Source organism: Candidatus Hydrogenedentota bacterium (assembly GCA_016791475.1).
In the GTDB taxonomy this organism is placed as follows: domain Bacteria; phylum Hydrogenedentota; class Hydrogenedentia; order Hydrogenedentales; family JAEUWI01; genus JAEUWI01.
On the sequence record JAEUWI010000002.1, the window covers coordinates 25910 to 40391 of the forward strand.

Genomic DNA, 14482 nt, shown 5'->3' on the forward strand with positions numbered 1-14482 from the left:
CCCGTTGACAGGCGGACAGACAGGAATGCGGGTACGCCGTCGCGCCACGGCGCTGGCCCTGCTGTTCCTCGCCGCGATTTTGGGCGTGTCGGTCGACGCCGCCGAGCAGTGGGAGTGCCGATTTCTTCTTTCCGATCGCGGTGTTCAGTTTCCCGAGGTGCGCGAGTTTGTGGAGGATCGGCAGGGCCGGATCTGGGCCGCAAGCTGGGGCGGCGGCGTGGCCCGCATCGAAGGATCAAGCTGGACTTCCTACCGCGAGGCGGAGGGGCTCGCCAGTGACTGGGTGCGCGGTCTCGCGCTGGGGGAGGACGGCACGATCTGGGTCAGCACGCCGGGCGGCCTCTGTTATTTTCAAGGCGAAGCGCTTCACTGTATTCACCGTTCCGCCCTGCCCCCTCTTCAGGGCGATGAGCCCGATCTCATCCATATGGACGGGACCGGGGCCCTCTTGATTTCCACCTATGAAGGGGCGCTACTTCGGGTCCCGGGGGCCTCCGCGAAGGCGTCGGTGCTCTGGGAGAACACGGCGGGCTGGGAGGTCCTCCTCGCACGAAGCGATTCGGGTGCTTCGCGCACCGCGGACTTCGAGGAGGACGGCTCCGGACGCGTCGTGGTGACCTTTAAAGACGACACCTGGGCCGTGATCAACGGTAACGTCCTCGAACGTACGCCCGGTCCTGGCGGCACGATGTATATAACCCGAGAGGGCGGGGATACCGCCGGCGCCAGGATCTGGGCCTGCTCATCCACGGACGAAGCGACCTCCGGACTGTACCTTATGGAGGGGCGGGGACTGGTTCGGAAGCACGTGATGCCGGAAGTGGTTCGCGGCCTGGTAACGGGGCCCGACGGCTGGTGCTACGCGGCGACGACTTCCGGCCTCTATCGTTTTAACGAAACGTCGCTCGCCAAGGTGGATCTGGGGCATCAGGTGGGCTCGCCGGAAATCAACGAGGCTTTTTTTGCCGCGGATAACGGCCTGTGGCTCGGTGCGCGGGAGGGGCTCGTTCGGGGCGCGCCCCATGCCTGGAAACACTACCCGGTGACGGTCCAGAACCACGGGCTTGGCGCCCTCCTCCAGGACGCCGCCGCTCCAGAGGGCTTGCTTGCGGTGGACGAGCATGCCTGTCTTGCCCGCCTGGAGGATGACGGCTGGCACGAAACAACCCAACTGGCCGCGCCGGAGCCGCTGGACGGCTACGCCACCTTCGGTGACAAGCCCGATGTCTGGGCCATGGGCGATACCATGCTGTATCAGTTCACGCGCGACAGCGGTGCGCTGATCGGCGCCTTTCCCATGCCCCGCACGGGCGAAGATCGCAAGCTGTTCATGACCTCCTCGGGGGAACTGTGGCTTGCGGCGGTGGACGGGGTCCACGCCCTGGTCCAGGGGCGCTGGGAAAAGCGCCCCGTCGCCCCGGGGTATGAACGGCGGACGGTCAGCGCCTTCCACGAAGCGTCGCCGGGCGTCATCTACGTGGGCGTTCGCGACGGCATCGAGCGGTGGCAGGGAGAGGAGATTAGTTATTTTGGCGCATCGGCGGGCGTATCCGAAGACGACGCGGTGTACACCATCTGCCAGTCGCGAAACGGGGATCTCTGGTTTGGCAGTTATGGCTCGGGCGTGTATCGCTACGACGGAACGACCTTCGAGCGCTTCGACGACACGCGGGGGCTCTCCCATCATTCCGTGTCCAATATTCTGGAGACTTCCGATGGTACCCTCTGGCTATCGTACCGCCGTGTCGGCCTGGCTTCCTATCGCGAGAAGCGCTGGCTGAATTTCGGATTCGCCAATGGACTCACCAATTCCGCCATCACGCATATGATCGAGGGTGCGGGCGGAAGCCTCTGGCTGGTGACCGCCCGGGAGGGATTCTATCAGTACCGCCCCGATAGCGAGGCGCCGGAGACGGCCCTTACCGCGGCGACGGCGTCGGTGCCCTATGGGGGCGTCGGCGTGTTTTCCTTTCGCGCCATCGATGCCTGGCAGCGGACGCCGCCCCATGTGCTCCTTTATTCGTGGCGCGTGATTGACGACGCGGGGGCGACCGAGTTGTCGCCGTGGAATGAGTTCTCCCCGGAGACCTCCTACATCGCCGAGCATCTCAAGCCCGGCACGTATCGATTCGAAGTTCGTGCCTCCGACGACGCGCGCAACGTGGACCCGACACCGGCCTCCGTGGCGTTTACCGTGGCGAACCCGCTATGGTCGGAGCCCCGAGTTTACCTGCCCGTGGGCTTCATGGTCATGCTGGTGGCTGCGGCTTTTGTGCTGCGAATTCGCTCCCACCACGCCCTGTTGAATTCGGAGGCGGCCCTCTACGCGTCGAACCAGCAACTGATGAGCGAGATTCGGGAGCGGCTCCAGGCGGAGCAGCGGCTGAACGATCACTTCGAGCAGCTTGAAGAACTGGTGCGGGGCCGCACGGAAGAACTTGAGATTGCCCAGCGCGCCCTCGTCGAGCAGGAGCGCCTGGCCACCCTGGGCAAGGTCACCGCGTCGGTGAGCCATGAATTGCGCAATCCCCTCGGGACACTTCGGGGGACGCTGTTCATGATCGGGCGGAAGGTCCAGGGGCTTGATTTGGGGCTCGAAGACGCCCTGGCCCGAGGCGAGCGCAGTATCCAGCGCTGCGACCGGATTATCGAGGAGTTTCTGGACTTTACCCGCACGGTGGCGATGGAGATCGAGTGCGTGTCGATGGATCCGTGGCTCGCGGGGGTGTTGCAGGAGATGGTGATCCCGCTGGAAATACATTGTGACTACACCTTCGAGAGCGGCCTCGAGCTGGAAATCGATCCGGAACGGTTGCGCCGCGCGGTGATCAATGTGGTGAACAACGCCGTTCAGGCCATGGAGGATCACAACGGGGAGTACAAGCGGCTTCGGGTCAAGAGCAGACAACGGGATGGCCGCTTTGAAATCGTGGTGAAGGACAACGGCCCCGGCATGTCGGAAGAAAGCCTGTCCCGCATCTTCGAGCCGCTCTACAGCACCAAGGGCTTCGGGGTGGGGCTCGGTGTTCCGATTGTGAAGGGCATCATGGTGAAGCACCACGGCGGCGTGGAATATCACAGCGTCCCCGGCAAAGGCACCACGGTCGTTCTCTGGCTGCCGGTCTGACGCGTTCTATGTGCCCATCACGTCGCGGAGGGCCAGAGCGAGGCTTCCCGTGAATACGGCCATACCGACCATCAATCCCACGATGAAGAAGATGATGCGGAAGATATAGAAGAAACACAGGCCGACGAATCCCAGGTTGTAGGCTTTTGCAAACCACAGGATGGTCAGGAAAATGCCGAAAAAAGAACTTTCCAGAAGTGTGGCCACCATTACGCTGGCGCTGATGTTGAACGAGTTGCTCCACACGTCCTCGTAGGGCAGGGAGCGCATCAGCATGAGGGCGATATAGGCGCCGACGGTCTGGAATCCGATGATGACGACGAAGGTGGCGAGGGCGCCCATATAGATCATGGCGCGGTTTGCCGAGGTGACCCCGGTCGCGGTGGCCTCGACGGCGCCGGGCGGCGGCGGCTCATAGTTCACCAGAGGGACGATGATGATGGCGAGCAGAAGGATTACGCCGAGGCCGATCAGGCTATATTTGAGCCAGGGGAAAGGTTCGGGCTCGACGGGCTTGTACTGGAGCGTCGTGGATGGGATGTCGAGTAGATCGCCCTGAATCGCGGAGTCGTCCAGCCCGGAAAAGTCGAGGCCAAAGAGGTTGTCGGCGGGTTTGGGCGTCGGCATCTGGCTGATGCGTTCCTTCAGCGCGATGGCCCTGGGGTCGTTGAACTGCTCGATGAGCTGATCGCAGATGGGCAGGGCGTCCGCGCCGCGTCCCAGTTTTTCCAGGCACATGGCGGCGGGGTAGAGCACGTTTTTCGTATTGGGGAAGGCCTGATTCAGGCCCGAGAGGATGTGGAGGGCCTGCTGGTACTCGCCTTCGCGAAACAGGGTGTCCGCGCGCTTGAATCGTTCTTTACTTTCACGAGCGTCCACGTTCGGTCCTCCCAGTCCAGGTTGCTCACGCCGCCGTGCTGCTATTCTAGATAGTTCCAAGGTCCGGTGCAAGCCCTCCGGGGCGCCGTCAGCCGAGGAAAAAGGCCATGATCCCGGTCGCGCCCACGAGCGCCATGACGGGGAGCGCCACCAGCACGCACGACAACACGAAGTAAATGACGGCAAAGGCAATCAGGTTGCCAAATCCGAGATGGTAGTTGCGGTGGAACGCGTAGAGTAGGATGGCAATCTGGATGATGGCGACGGCAATGCCCAGGGCGGGGGACTCGGCCCGCGCGACGAGGAGGGTGAGCACGGCGGAGATGAGGTTTACGACCAGGATGGTCCCCCCGACGTCCAGGACGATTCCGCCGATGGTGTTGGCGGGAAGCTTGCCCAGGGCGCCCAGGCCGAGGATTCCGGTGATCGTTCCGGCCACGATGGAGTAGGCGAAGGCAAGGAGCACGATGCCGATTACGACCCCGGTCTGCTCCGGCGACAAGGTCCCCGCGCCGGTGGATGATGCGCCGCTTTCGCCCTGCCCGGAAAACATGGGCAGCAGGAGCAGCCCGAAAATAAGCAAAGCGCAGCCACCGCAGAGCAGCGCCATGGGCCACCGGGACTCTTCCACTTCGGACTGTTCGGGCACGGGGACGGTGGTTCCCGGTCCGAGGTCGGGCAGATCATAGGCGGCTGCATAATCATGATCGCCGATCAGGGCGTCCACGTGAACTTCGGGCAGGGCCCGGGGCAGACGCAGGCGGTCCGCCAGTGCGCGCGCTCTTGAATCGGCGAACTGCCGCGTCAGCCGCTCCGCCAGGGGGAGGGCTTCTTCCGGTCGGCCCAGCCGGTCCAGACACATGGCCATGGGCACCAGGATATTGCGCGTGTCCGGGTGCTCCCGGTCGAGCTCTTCCAGCAGTACCAGCGCCTGCGCGAAGTCTCCGTCCCGGAACAATTGGTCCGCGCGCTTGAACTTATCTCGACTTGCCTGCCCTTCCACCATGATCGCTCCCGTGTCTTGCATGGTATCCCGAACATCATGGTACGTAAACGACACACGGTTCGCAACAGACTTTGCACGCGGGGGTTTACACGCTTCACGCCCGCCTGTTAGCATGGCCCCATGTCTTACGAGCCACCAGAACCCTTCGCCTATAACTACTGCGGCAACTGCGGTCGCGCGCTGGTCGTGGCCTGCGATGGCCAGAGCGACAAACCCCATTGCCCGGCCTGTCGCCGGTTCTTCTATCATAATCCCGTCCCGGCGGCGTGCTGCTTTGTATCCCGCGGCCCCGGGGAGCTCCTTGTTGCCCGCCGGGCGGTTGAACCGTGCAAGGGCGAATGGTGCCTGCCGGGCGGCTTCATCGAGCTGGGAGAAAGCTCGGAAGAGGCGGCGCTGCGCGAACTCCGGGAGGAGACCAATCTCCGCGCGACCCATGCGCAACTTCTGGGGGTGAGCACGCGGCAGAGCCCGATATCCGGGGCGGTGCTCGTGCTGGGCTATATTGTGGACGAGTGGGAGGGTGAGGCGGAGATGCGGCCCGACTCCGATGCGTCGGAGCTGCGGTTTTGTGCCCGAACAGCATGGCCGGATCTTGCCTTCAGCGTGCATCGCGAGCTGCTTGCGCTGTATGCGCGCATCCGGGGGCTTTGAGCCAGGCGATTGCGGTCTCCCCGGATAGCGCCGCGAGGTGAGACGCGCGCGGTGCCATGGGAAATATTGCTATTCATATTTCGGCGCGGGTAACGTTGGAGGCGTTGTACGTTTTTGCACATTCAACTGGTTAATACGGCGAGCCTGGTGTATAGTCTATGTAGATCCACCCGCCTCGGGATTGGGGCGTGGACACGGCTCGTACGGTTTCAGGGCAGGGAGTAGAGGGAATGACACTCACCCAGAGCAATGCGCTTAAGCGCATTCAGACCCATGGCGAAGTTCCGACTTTGCCCGAGATCATGATCCGGGTATTGGATGTATTGGAAGACGAACATTCCTCCGCCGATGACATCACGGCGATTTTGTCGTCGGACCCGGTCATCACGGCGCGGGTGCTGCGGCTGGCAAATTCGGCGTTTTTCGGGTCGCGCTTTCAGATCGATAGTATTCACCGCGCGGTGGTTACCGTGGGCTTTGAGGCGGTGAAACAGTTGACCCTGGCGACGACGGTGCTCCAGAGTTTCTCGCGCTGCCCGCAGCATTGCCTGGATCCCAACGATTTCTGGATGCACGCCCTGGGCAGTGCGAAGGCGGCCCAACTGGTGGCCTTCAGCACGCGCCAGATTTCCATGCCGGAGGCGTGCTTCACGGGCGGGCTGCTCCACGACCTGGGGAAGTTGATGCTTTCCATTTCACTCGGGGATGAGTATGGGGAAGTTCTCCGGCGCGCCGGGGAAGAGCGCTGCGACCTCCGGGTGATGGAGCAGCGCCTGCTCCAGACGGATCATGCGGAGGTGGGAGGCTGGCTGATGCAGCAGTGGGGCTTTCCCGCACTGATCGTGTCGGCGATCCAGCACGCCTATACGGCGGAATGGTACACGGGGCCCTTTCAGAAGGAGGTCCTGATCGTTTCGATCGCCAGCGACATGGCGCGCCAGTCGGGCTTTGGTCACGCGGGAGAGACCACAGAACCGACTCTGAACTTTGACCGGATCGGCGCGCTCGGGCTGGAGATGTCCCAGATCGAGGAGATCTGCGAGACGCTTGCGATCATGAAAGACGATGCGCGCACCCTGCTGGGGCTCTTTCAGCAGGCTTGACGGGAGGCCGGGGTAACGGGACATGTTGGAAACAGGCCAGATGAACGCAAATGCCGCACTCATGCAAATGACGGAACGCTACGAGGCCCTCGTGCGGGATTTCGGGCTCTTGAGTCAAATAGAGGCGCTGGAAGGCGAACGGCTTTCCACGGCGGACGCTTGCGCGCGTCTGGTAGCGCTGATCGCGCTGGAGGGTATCGCCGAGTATTGCTCCATCATGCTGCTCGACCGGGAGGGTAGCTATCTTGAATTGCGGGCCGTGGCCACACGCTATTCCGTCCAGGGTTTCTCGCTGGACTCCGACGTGTGGAAGGGCAAGCGCTTCGCCCTGAGCGAAGGAATCGCCGGCCAGGTGGCGGCCACCGGTATTCATGTTCGCATCAACGACACGCTTGCGGATCCAAATTTTCTGCGCCTCCCCGACAGTCCAGTGCATATACGCTCGCTCATGTGCTTTCCCCTGGTGGATCAGGGCGAGACCCTGGGGGTCATCAATTTGAGCCAGGGGCGTCCGGATTTTTTCAGTGTGGATCGGGAGCGGGCGATGGTGCTGGTGGCCTCGCGTATTGGGCGGATCCTGGGGCGCACACTTCATGCGGCGACCGCGCATGAAGGCGACGGCGCCGGATTGCTGCTGTTGCTGGATCGGGAGGGCCGGGTCCGGCGCATCAGCGACAACTGCGGGGCGCTGACCGGGATGAGCGCTTCCGAGTGGGTCGGCGACGGGCATCGCTGGGCCGATTTTGTGGCGGAGCGGGACCGGGCCGACTATGGCGCGTATCGCGCGTCGCTGGAGAAAGGGCTGCCGAGCGAAAGCTATACCTACGGGTTTGTCGGACCGGACGGAGCGGAGCGGCGGCTCATCGAGTATGCAATCCCCGTCCAGTTGGACGTGCCCGATGGCGGGTGGATCGTGTCGGTTCGGGAAGATTCGACCGGGGCGTTGAACGGGCGCTGGCCGTCGAGCCCCGCGGCGTCCCGTCTGCTTCATGCCCAGCGCATTCACACGATGGGCCAGTTGGCGAGCGGGATCGTACACGATTTGAACAGCCTGCTTACGGGAATCGTGGGCAATCTGGATCTGGCCCTCGTATCCAATTCCGGAGATGAGTCGGCGGATCTTATTGCGCGGGCCCGCACCGCGAGCATACGCGGCGCGGATATCGTGAGCAAGATGATCAATTTTGGCCGCGCGGGGACCCGAGAGGGCGAGCAAATTCCCCTGAATCCGGCGGGCGTACTCGAGGAGGCCGCGGGCATGCTGCGCAGTTCGCTGGATCCCCGGATCGTCATGGAGGTGGCCATTCCCCCGTCGGTATCGACCGTTTGCGCGGACGGCGGGCAACTGTGCCAGGTCTTGATCAACCTGGGGATGAACGCCCGCGACGCGTTGGAGCAGCGCGGGCCCGAGGGCGCCGTTTCGGACTGGACCCTGAAGATGGGGGTGGAAAATATCCATCTGGACGAGCACACCGCCGGGCCCTGGGGCCAGTCGCTTGCGGGGGACTTTGTGCGCATTTACGTGGCCGACAACGGCATCGGGATGACGCCGGAAGTGCTGGCGCGGATCTACGAACCCTTTTTCACCACCAAGGCTCAGGGCAAGGGCACCGGGCTCGGCCTGTCAACCGCTTACCGGATCGTGAGGCATCATCGCGGCTGGCTCGATGTACAGAGCACGCCCCGCAGGGGTACGACCTTCAGCATCTACCTGCCGGCCTGCCCGGTCGAGGTGACCGCTCAAGACGACGCCGATAGGGCCTCGGAGTCCGAGGGGCCCGCGTGTGTGTTGCTGGTGGATGACGAGGCGCTGGTGCGCAACCTTGGTGCGGCCATTTTGAAGCGGCTGGGGTACCAGGCCATCACGGCGAAGGACGGCAAAGAGGGCCTCGACACCTTCAAGGAGCACCGCGACACGATCGGGCTGGTGATTCTCGATCTTCAAATGCCCGACATGGGCGGCGAGACCGTGCTCCAGCAGATCCGGGAACTCGATCCGGGCATGCCCATCGTCTATTCGACGGGCATGGCGTATTTCGAATCCGATGGTCTGCCCGAGCACCTGCGCCCTACGGGCATGCTCAAGAAGCCGTACCTCATCGCCACCATGTCGGAGATTGTCAAAGACGCGCTCAGCCGCCGCCGCTAGCTCAGGCCTCCGGGGGAACTTTCGCGCTGCGAACCTTGTCGGCCTGCGCTTTGCGGTAAGCCGCGATCTTTCCGGTCAGTTCGGGGTACTTGTTGGCCAGGATGGCGGCGGCCAGAAGCCCGGCGTTCGTGGCGCCGGCTTTGCCGATGGCCAGGGTGCCCACGGGGATTCCGGGGGGCATCTGGACGATGGCCAGGAGGGCATCCTGGCCCTTGAGGGGGCCGCTGTCCACCGGCACGCCCAGGACGGGCCGGGTCGAGTAGGCGGCGACCACGCCGGGAAGGGCGGCCGCGACGCCGGCGCCGGCGATGAACACTTCGGCCCCGCGCGCTTCGATGTCCTTAAGCCATTCCACGAGGTCGTCCGGCGTGCGGTGCGCGGAGAGGACCCGGCATTCATGGGCAATGCCCAGTTCATTCAGGATGTCGTGGGCGCGCACCATCACGTCCCAGTCGGACTGGCTGCCCATCACGATGCCCACGAGGGGCGTGGAATTTTCACTCATGTTCTTGTTCCTTTGGAATTTGGCCTGTTTCCTGACGGTGCCGGTCCCGGCGCGAATCAGAAGTGTCGGTCGATGTAGGTCAGGGCCTCATGTACATTCGGCAGAATCTTCGTGCAGTGCTTCACCATCCAGGGCGACATGTCCTGGTAGGCGTAGGGACTGAAGGCGATGACGAACTTGCCCAGATCATGGGATGCGTAGAAAACTTCCATGGAGGTGCCGATGGAGGCCTTGCCGTAATTTACGAGCAAGATGTCCGCGTCGCGCACGTCCTGGAGGTCAAAGTCGACAATTTCATTCGCGCTATCGATTTCGCGGTCACGGAAATTGCGGCGCATGGGGTCGAGAACCACAAATTTCCCCGAAAGTTTTTCCTTGGCGCGGCTGCGCCAGTCCGTGCTCTCGTCGCTGGTGACATCCATAATGGGGCCACAAAGGTATATTTTCTTGGGGGTATTGCTCATTGCCCGGAGATCCTGTTGCCGATGGAAAGCGGAGATCTTACCCGATGGAGGCACGCCGCGTCGAGTCGGGCGCGGCTCACGGCAGCACCAGCTTCCGTTCGTAATTTCTCGAATTGCCCGCCTCATCCGTCACCGTGAGGGTCACGGTCTGGGGGCCGCTCGGCAGGTCTTCATCCTGTTCCCAGCGGATTTCGTCGTGTTCGGGGTCGTAGGCCGTGAGGAGCCATTGCGTGCCGCAGTGCATGGAAAAATCGGCGATACCGCTGCCCTTATCCGACACGTTCGCGCGGATTTCGGGGCGCCGGGTCTGGGTCGCGTAGCCTTCCATGGGGCTGACATTGGCGAAGCCCGGCGCTTCATGGTCTTCCATCGCCATGAAGACGCCGGGCGCGTCCATCTTGAACGTGGCGCGCCCGCCCTTGATGGAGGTGTCTTCACGGCTCCATCCGTTGCCTTTTCGGCGATAGATATGGATGTTTTTGGCCGGTGTAACTCCCGGATCGAGGGGAAAAGAAACCGTGGCGTCCTCGAAGAGGGGAGCGCTGTCCGGCCAGACTTCCCAGGCGGCGCTGCGGGCCGGCATGGGGTGGTCAGGCGGATTGTCCAAAGTCCAGGCCCGCAACATCAATCGACCATAGGGGGCCTTCGGTCCAGCGGTGATCTGGAGATCGCCCAGCGCAATGGTTCTTTCCGGCGCCCCCTGGACCCAAACGGCTACGTCGCGCGGGGCAACCTCCAGGCCCGGGTGTCGAACTTCGAGGGTGTAAAGGCCACCTGTCTGGGGAGCAAAGAGCGCCCGGTACACGTGCTCGTTCATGGCGGAAAAGGCCGGGCCTTCGCTACCGTTGACCAGAAGGGTGGGGGACTCCGCGTCGGCTTGGGCGAATCGGGCACTGACGAGGAGGTCCGGACCCAGCGGGCTGAGCTCCACACCCTGCCCCGCGGCCTTCGCGGCGACGTCCCGACCGGGACGTACGGGTATGGTGACCTCGACGTTGTTGCCGAGGAAGTCCGAAGCCTCGACGATGAATTCCGCAGCCGTGTCCGGCGCGGCGACCCAACCGTCATTCGGACTATGGCTGTAACTGTCGCAGCGGTTGCCGGGCCAGCGCCAGAGGACCAGGAATCGCCCATCTTCGCGCATCTGGGGGTGGTAGGAGACAGCCGCGTTCTTGTGGTCGGTATAGCTCATGAGATCATGCCGCATGCGGAAGGCTTCCTGGCCCGCCACCAGCAGACGCAACTGGTGGATGCCCAGGTTGTAGCCGCCCGCGCCGGGATCGAGGACATCCGCGCCGAAGCCGACGAATCCGGAGAGGTCGACGGACGCGGTGCGAAATTGGCCCTGCTCATTTCGGACGACGTCGAGCACGACGGGGAGCACGTCGCCGTTCACGCGACCGTCCATGCCCCTGGGCGCGACGACAATCTTTCGAATCTGGGGCGGCGTCGAATCGGGCCACTCCACGCCCAGCAGGCGGGGGTTGATGGGCTCTTCCGACGCGTTGCGCAGTTCATAGTGCAGGTGTGGCGCGCCGATGCCCGTCTGGCCGCTGAGGGCAATGAGCTGGCCGCGCTGAATGGGGAATTGACCGGGGCGCAGCGTAACGTCGATGGTGTAGTTTTTCGCGCGGTGCTGTTCCGCGCGGACGAAGTCGGCCAGGGCGGGATAGTAGCCCGAGAGGTGGGCGTAAATGGCGGAGTTTCCATCGGCCAGTTGGAGATAGACGGCCTTGCCATAGCCATAGGGGGAGCAGCGTACCCGGCTTATGTAGCCATCACCCGCGGCGAAGACTTCGCGGCCAATGCCGCCGGTGCGCAGATCGATACCCGCGTGAAAGCGACCGGGGCGGTATTCCGCGAAGCTGGAGGTGAGGGCGGGCTCCAGTTTGAGTGGCCACACATAGCCGGATTCCGCCGGAGCCGCGGCGGCGAGGAGCAGGAGAAGGGCATGGATCATGGGGTATACCTCGGTTCAGGCTTCAAGAAAAAATCGGACGGATCAGTCCGATTTGACCGATCCGTCCGATGGATGCTCACCGTTCAGCCTATTCGTCTTTTTTCTTTTTCTTTTTCTTCTCTTCGGGCTTCTTCTCTTCGGCCTTCTTGGTCTCCGCCTTCTTTGCGGGCTCGGCCGGTGCGCTTGCCGCGGCCTTTTCCGCGGGGGCGTTCTCTTCCGGAGCGCGAAGCTGGAGGAAGATCTGGACCCGCTCTTCATCACCCATAATGGGCTGGCAATATTCGCCCACGGCGGCATCGCGCTTCACGAGGATAAGGCGGTTCTTGATGAATTCCTTGGCTTCTTCAAAGGGAACGTTCGCGGAGCCTTCACGGGCCACGAGGCGGATGATATGCCAGCCGTGCTCACTCTTGAAGGGGGGGGTGGTATCGCCCACCTTCATGGTCTTGGCTTTTTCCACGTACACCGGCGGCAGGGCTTGTGCGGGACGCGGGCCCATATCGCCGCCGTTGTCCTTGTCCTTGCCATCGGAAACGGCCTTGGCCACGCCTTCGAAGCTCTCGCCGACCTTGAAGCGGGCCTCCGCGTCCATGATCTTCTTTTCCGCGGCCGCCCAGGCCTTTTCGTCCGCCGTGGCGGGGTTTTCACCGGGGCGGGCATAGATCTGTTTCAGGTGGATGGTGTCGGGGCGCTGGAAGCGTTCGGTGTTGCGATCGTAAAACTCTTTGGCTTCCTTGTCCGTAACTTCGACCTTCTTTTCCTCGGCCAGGGCCTTGGTGGCTTTTTCCACCATGAGGGCCTTGTAGATGTCGCGCATGGCGTCTTCTTTGGACTGGCCGGAGCGCTCCAGGATTTCCGCCTCCGTGGGGGTGTGGGTGGGCGCGGTAAACTCCTTGATGAGGAGCTTCATCTGCTTGGCGTAGGCTTCGTCGATCTCGGCCTGAGTAACCTTCAACTGCTTGCGCTCGCCGTACTGGCTGACGATCTCGCGCTGGATCAACTCCGCGATGGTGTTGATGCCGGCCTTAACGCGCACATCATCCGGGATTTCCTTGCCATCGGCGGCGAATTCCAAGCGTGCGAGCTGGCTCTGGTAAAGAAACATGAAGTCCTCGCGCGTGACGGGCTTGCCGTCCACAAGCGCGACCGGACCATCGGGCAGGGCGCGCTGCACGGTGTCCATGGCGGACAGGTCGGGCGCCTGGGCGCCCGCGGTGGCGGCCAGTACAAGGGCGGGCAACAGGATTCCCCGGAGGGCATTAGGGCATTTCATGGAAGTTCCTCGGATTCAGCGGGCTCGGGCCCGTCGCTGTGGGCGTGGTCGTGCTGGCCGCCGCCCAGGTCCAGCCCATGGCTGTGGGCGGGTTTGACGGGGGTATGGTCCAGCTTGTTTTCCGCCGTGCGCAGGAGATACCAGACGTAGAATCCGGTACCCGCATAACTCACGAGGAAGGTGGTGGCCACGCCAATCAGTATCGTCTGCGGTTCAATCTCATGGCCCAACAAGAGCCGGACGAGATAGAGTATCATTGTACACGTGGCGAAAAACAGCCCGCCAATGGGTGCGAGCCGCGCCGGTTCCAGCTTGAGCCATTTCTGCCCCTGCTGGGGAAACCAGCGGCGCGTCTTGGGGCGAGTCGGATTCTTTGGTTTCCTTTTTAGCACCCCCCTATGCTAACACCTGCAAAAAAGGCCATGCAAACCCCGCGGGCCGGATCCGCTCAGCAGTGGGGCAGGGCTTCCGCGTCCACGGTCTCCCAGTCGGCGTTAAAGCGGTGCCAGGCCACCGAGAACCCCGATTCGTCCGTGCGAATGGTGCTGAACGCGCCCCGGCAGGTGTCCCCGGGCCGCTTGAGAAAGAAGGCGCCGGTGGTGAGATGGAGAAGATTGGGGTATTGATCGTCCCGGGTGTAACTGAATCGATGCACGTGGCCGGCGATGTAGAGGATGTCTCGCCCCGTCTCGCCGAGGGCCCGGCGAAGGGCATCGGCGTTGCGCAACTGTCTGGATTTTCCACTGGTGTAGCCGGCGGTGCGGTGCAGCACGGGGTAGTGGCCCGATACCAGGATGGGGCCTTCGGGGCAGGCTTCCACCAGGACGCGGGTGGCCGCGATTTCGTGATCAGTGATGCGCCCGGCGGAGGACAGCAGATTGGGACAGACCGTCGGGGCCAGGATCAACGGGGTGCCGCCCGGTAGATCGATGCGGCTGGGGTAACCCTCGCTGGGGGCGAAGGCGCCGAAGTACTGATGGAAGCGCCGGGTGCGGACGGACTCGAAGGTGTACACGTCGTGGTTGCCGGGCATGAGATGCACGTTCATTCCGCCGCGTACGAGGCTCTCCACGAATTCCTTTCCCATGCGGTATTCGCCGTGGGTGGCGGTGGAGGTGAAATCCCCCCCGATCAGGCATTCCCGGATGCCCAGACTGGCCAGATGGGCGCCGTAGACGGCGGCCTGGGGCATATGGAATTCGTGACGGCGCCGGTAGATGACATTGACGTTGCCCAGGAAGCGCTTGTTGAGCAGGGCAAAGGGATTCTTCACGATCTCCCAGAAGTGGAGATCGGTGATGTGGATGAGGGTGTCGCGGGGTGTGGTCATGGGGGAGCAGCGAGTCGATAGGACAGATTTGACGG

At 63.1% G+C, this 14482-nt stretch carries 12 protein-coding genes; 4 read left to right on the forward strand and 8 right to left on the reverse strand.

Going from position 1 to position 14482, the window contains the following annotated elements; genetic code table 11:
* The first annotated feature begins 25 nt into the window (after nt 1-25).
* A complete protein-coding gene (locus tag JNK74_01230) occupies nt 26-3127 on the forward strand; it encodes a hypothetical protein (protein ID MBL7644787.1) in 3102 nt (1033 codons plus the stop codon).
* Between the two features lie 6 nt (nt 3128-3133).
* Here JNK74_01230 and JNK74_01235 read toward each other — a convergent pair whose 3' ends face one another.
* Together JNK74_01235 and JNK74_01240 are read right to left on the reverse strand one after the other, a co-directional pair.
* A complete protein-coding gene (locus tag JNK74_01235) occupies nt 3134-4006 on the reverse strand; it encodes a tetratricopeptide repeat protein (protein MBL7644788.1) in 873 nt (290 codons plus the stop codon).
* Nucleotides 4007-4094: 88 nt separating this feature from the next.
* Nucleotides 4095-5033, reverse strand: coding sequence for a tetratricopeptide repeat protein (locus tag JNK74_01240; GenBank protein MBL7644789.1), 939 nt, complete (start codon nt 5031-5033; stop codon nt 4095-4097).
* A gap of 99 nt (nt 5034-5132) precedes the next feature.
* Between JNK74_01240 and JNK74_01245 the strand changes: the two genes are divergently transcribed.
* The 3 genes from JNK74_01245 to JNK74_01255 all read left to right on the forward strand — a co-directional run bounded on the left by JNK74_01245 (nt 5133) and on the right by JNK74_01255 (nt 8915).
* Nucleotides 5133-5663, forward strand: coding sequence for an NUDIX hydrolase (locus tag JNK74_01245; protein ID MBL7644790.1), 531 nt, complete (start codon nt 5133-5135; stop codon nt 5661-5663).
* Between the two features lie 230 nt (nt 5664-5893).
* Entirely contained in the window at nt 5894-6766 is an 873-nt protein-coding gene (locus JNK74_01250; GenBank protein MBL7644791.1) for an HDOD domain-containing protein, read from the forward strand.
* A gap of 40 nt (nt 6767-6806) precedes the next feature.
* Nucleotides 6807-8915 carry a GAF domain-containing protein gene (locus JNK74_01255; protein MBL7644792.1) on the forward strand — a complete coding sequence of 703 codons (2109 nt, stop codon included), beginning with the start codon at nt 6807-6809 and terminating at the stop codon, nt 8913-8915.
* Nucleotide 8916: 1 nt separating this feature from the next.
* Here the strand turns inward: JNK74_01255 and purE are convergent, their stop codons facing one another.
* From purE to JNK74_01285, 6 genes are all read right to left on the reverse strand, one after another.
* On the reverse strand, nt 8917-9420 hold the full coding sequence (gene purE, locus JNK74_01260) for a 5-(carboxyamino)imidazole ribonucleotide mutase (GenBank protein ID MBL7644793.1): 504 nt from the start codon (nt 9418-9420) through the stop codon (nt 8917-8919).
* Nucleotides 9421-9476: 56 nt separating this feature from the next.
* Nucleotides 9477-9884: a hypothetical protein gene (locus tag JNK74_01265; GenBank protein MBL7644794.1), complete on the reverse strand. Its 408-nt coding sequence runs from the start codon at nt 9882-9884 to the stop codon at nt 9477-9479.
* Between the two features lie 76 nt (nt 9885-9960).
* Nucleotides 9961-11844, reverse strand: coding sequence for a M23 family metallopeptidase (locus tag JNK74_01270; GenBank protein ID MBL7644795.1), 1884 nt, complete (start codon nt 11842-11844; stop codon nt 9961-9963).
* Nucleotides 11845-11932: 88 nt separating this feature from the next.
* Nucleotides 11933-13117 (reverse strand): peptidyl-prolyl cis-trans isomerase, encoded by a 1185-nt coding sequence (locus JNK74_01275; protein ID MBL7644796.1) that lies wholly within the window; start codon nt 13115-13117, stop codon nt 11933-11935.
* Nucleotides 13114-13509, reverse strand: coding sequence for a hypothetical protein (locus JNK74_01280; GenBank protein MBL7644797.1), 396 nt, complete (start codon nt 13507-13509; stop codon nt 13114-13116). Before JNK74_01280 ends, JNK74_01275 begins: the two co-directional genes overlap by 4 nt.
* A 56-nt stretch (nt 13510-13565) precedes the next feature.
* Nucleotides 13566-14447 (reverse strand): metallophosphoesterase, encoded by an 882-nt coding sequence (locus JNK74_01285; GenBank protein MBL7644798.1) that lies wholly within the window; start codon nt 14445-14447, stop codon nt 13566-13568.
* Between the last annotated feature and the right edge of the window lie 35 nt (nt 14448-14482).

Excerpts from the sequence above, each read along its gene's own strand:
- JNK74_01245 (MBL7644790.1), top strand. The coding sequence starts at position 5,133 with ATGTCTTACGAGCCACCAGAACCCTTCGCCTATAACTACTGCGGCAAC.
- JNK74_01255 (MBL7644792.1), top strand. The coding sequence starts at position 6,807 with ATGAACGCAAATGCCGCACTCATGCAAATGACGGAACGCTACGAGGCC.
- JNK74_01265 (MBL7644794.1), bottom strand. The coding sequence starts at position 9,884 with ATGAGCAATACCCCCAAGAAAATATACCTTTGTGGCCCCATTATGGAT.
- JNK74_01230 (MBL7644787.1), top strand. The coding sequence starts at position 26 with ATGCGGGTACGCCGTCGCGCCACGGCGCTGGCCCTGCTGTTCCTCGCC.
- JNK74_01285 (MBL7644798.1), bottom strand. The coding sequence starts at position 14,447 with ATGACCACACCCCGCGACACCCTCATCCACATCACCGATCTCCACTTC.
- JNK74_01250 (MBL7644791.1), top strand. The coding sequence starts at position 5,894 with ATGACACTCACCCAGAGCAATGCGCTTAAGCGCATTCAGACCCATGGC.
- JNK74_01240 (MBL7644789.1), bottom strand. The coding sequence starts at position 5,033 with ATGCAAGACACGGGAGCGATCATGGTGGAAGGGCAGGCAAGTCGAGAT.
- JNK74_01275 (MBL7644796.1), bottom strand. The coding sequence starts at position 13,117 with ATGAAATGCCCTAATGCCCTCCGGGGAATCCTGTTGCCCGCCCTTGTA.
- JNK74_01270 (MBL7644795.1), bottom strand. The coding sequence starts at position 11,844 with ATGATCCATGCCCTTCTCCTGCTCCTCGCCGCCGCGGCTCCGGCGGAA.
- purE (MBL7644793.1), bottom strand. The coding sequence starts at position 9,420 with ATGAGTGAAAATTCCACGCCCCTCGTGGGCATCGTGATGGGCAGCCAG.